3 protein-coding genes and 1 pseudogene are annotated in these 2,192 nt (G+C 71.4%); all 4 read left to right on the forward strand.

The features are described 5' to 3' along the window. Nucleotides 1-180: pseudogene (locus P1P75_RS41220) on the forward strand (IS5/IS1182 family transposase); the annotation flags it as partial. A gap of 386 nt (nucleotides 181-566) precedes the next feature. Continuing rightward, nucleotides 567-986, forward strand: a complete 420-nt coding sequence (panD, locus tag P1P75_RS41225; protein WP_266465610.1) for an aspartate 1-decarboxylase — start codon at nucleotides 567-569, stop codon at nucleotides 984-986. A 23-nt stretch (nucleotides 987-1,009) separates the two neighbouring features. After that, nucleotides 1,010-1,357 carry a GNAT family N-acetyltransferase gene (locus tag P1P75_RS41230; protein ID WP_319265103.1) on the forward strand — a complete coding sequence of 116 codons (348 nt, stop codon included), beginning with the start codon at nucleotides 1,010-1,012 and terminating at the stop codon, nucleotides 1,355-1,357. Nucleotides 1,358-1,366: 9 nt separating this feature from the next. Then, nucleotides 1,367-2,017 (forward strand): aspartate/glutamate racemase family protein, encoded by a 651-nt coding sequence (locus tag P1P75_RS41235; RefSeq protein WP_319265106.1) that lies wholly within the window; start codon nucleotides 1,367-1,369, stop codon nucleotides 2,015-2,017. Nucleotides 2,018-2,192: the final 175 nt, after the last annotated feature.

Below are 2,192 nucleotides of genomic sequence, written 5' to 3' on the forward strand. Positions count from 1 at the left end.
CCAGGGCGCCGGCCCGCGCGGCTGAAGTCCCGCAATCAGGCACTGGTCGCAGCGCGAGCGCCCGTCGAACGCGGTGTCGCGAGGCTGAAGTCCTGGCGGGTCTTCCGCAGGTCCCGATGCAGCCCCAACCGCATGACGTCAATCGCCAAGGCCATCCTCACACTGGAGCGGCAGCGCTGAAGAAGCTCTTTGATGGATCTTGGCTGCCTGCACCTGGTGGGCGGTATGGAGGCGCTTCGGTCAGCTGACTAACGGCGTTGCGTGGTCCGGCTCCTGGTCGAGCGCCGCCGCCTCTGACCGCCCTCCAAGCCGCCCGAGTGACGGTCATCACGGCTGGCCTTAAGGGGGTGCTGCGTAGGCTTGACCCGTCGTCGCCGGGGGGCGGGAGAGCGGGTGAAGCCTTCCTCCATTGACCTGACGAGGCGTCAGAAAAGTCAGCAAGTGGTCAGCATGAGTCCTGAAAAACCCGGGGAAAGCTGCCCGAACGTGCGACTCGTTGTAGGGTGTGGAAATAGCCCTTGACCTGCAAAAACGCAGGCAGGGAGCCTACTTGTGGGAGTGCCCCAATGTTGCGTACTATGTTCAAGTCCAAGATCCACCGAGCCACCGTCACCCAGGCCGACCTGCACTACGTGGGATCGGTGACCATCGACGCCGATCTGCTGGACGCCGCCGATCTGCTGCCCGGTGAGCTGGTGCACATCGTCGACATCACCAACGGCGCGCGGCTGGAGACGTACGTCATCGAGGGTGAGCGCGGTTCGGGTGTGGTCGGGATCAACGGGGCCGCCGCTCATCTGGTGCACCCCGGAGACCTGGTGATCATCATCAGTTACGCTCAGGTCACCGACGCCGAAGCACGTGCCCTCAAGCCCCGGGTCGTGCATGTGGACCGCGACAACCGGATCGTGGCCCTGGGCGCCGATCCGGCGGAACCGGTGCCGGGATCGGACCAGGAGCGCAGCCCGCAGGCCGTGTCCGCCTGACCACCGCAGCCCCAGGAGTACCCGTGAGCGACATCAGCATCCGCGACGACCGGCCGGCCGGCCGCCTCGAAGCGCTCGGTGAGGGCGGCGAGGTCGTCGGCCGCATCGAGTACTTCGTGCTGGAGTCGCCAGCGCCCGCCCTGGTCCCGGTGCACACGATCGTCGAGCCGGCCCACGAGGGGCAGGGCATCGCCGGCTCCCTGGCCCGCGAGCTGTACGCCATCTCCGGCCGTGAGGGCGTCCCCGTCGCCCCGCTGTGCCCGTACGTCGTCAAATGGGCCGCGCGTCACCCCGAGGAGGCACCGGCGGCCGACCCCGCGCTGCTGAGCGCCGCCAAGGAGTGGCTGCGCGCCCACCCCGGCCGGTTCTGAGTCCGGCCGATGCTCGCCCTTCTGCACACCTCACCCGTCCACGTCCCCGTCTTCGACGCCCTGCGCGACCTGGCCCATCCCGGCCTGGAACTGCGGCACTTCGTCGACGAGGAGTTGCTGAGCCGTGCGCGGGCCCAGGGACCAGAAGCGGTCGCCGACGACGTACGGGCCGTGCTCGCGCGGGCCGTCGACGAGGGGGCGGGAGCGGTGCTGTGCACCTGCTCGACCCTCGGCGCGGTCGCGGAGACCGTCGCCCGGTCGGCCGCGGCCGGGGTTGCGGTGCTGCGTGTCGACCGTCCGATGGCCGCCGCCGCGGTGGCCGCGGGCCCGCGTGTCGTGGTGCTGGCCGCCCTGGAGAGCACCCTCGGCCCCACCGCCGAGCTGGTCGCGGAGGAAGCCGCCCGCGCGGGCCGTCCCGTCGCCGTGCGCGCGCTGCTCGTCGACGGCGCCTGGGACCGTTTCGAGGCGGGTGACACCGAGGGCTACGTCCGTCTCGTCGCCGCCTGCGCCGACACGGTCACCGGCGCCGATGCCGACGCGATCGTGCTCGCCCAGGCCTCCATGGCCCCCGCCCAGCACCTCACCACCACACCGGTGCCGGTGCTGAGCAGTCCCGCGCCGGGCCTGGCCGCGGGAGCCGAGGCGGCGCGGGGCGACTGACCGCGCGGGTGGGGACCCGGCCGGGCGCACCCTGTGCCACCACCGGGTGACTGCGCGCGCCGCCGCCGGGTAGGCGGGGGAGTAGTCCAGAGCCAAGCTCATCCCTGGCCGGAGGACATGATGACGAACCCGTACCCCGACCCCGTCCAGCCACCGCCGACGCCGGGTCCCGACC

The organism is Streptomyces sp. ID05-39B (assembly GCF_033794725.1).
GTDB classification, from domain to species: domain Bacteria; phylum Actinomycetota; class Actinomycetes; order Streptomycetales; family Streptomycetaceae; genus Streptomyces; species Streptomyces bobili.

What these genes read in the sequence shown, in the direction of transcription:
- panD (WP_266465610.1), top strand. Translation starts at nt 567, where the DNA reads ATGTTGCGTACTATGTTCAAGTCCAAGATCCACCGAGCCACCGTCACC.
- P1P75_RS41235 (WP_319265106.1), top strand. Translation starts at nt 1,367, where the DNA reads ATGCTCGCCCTTCTGCACACCTCACCCGTCCACGTCCCCGTCTTCGAC.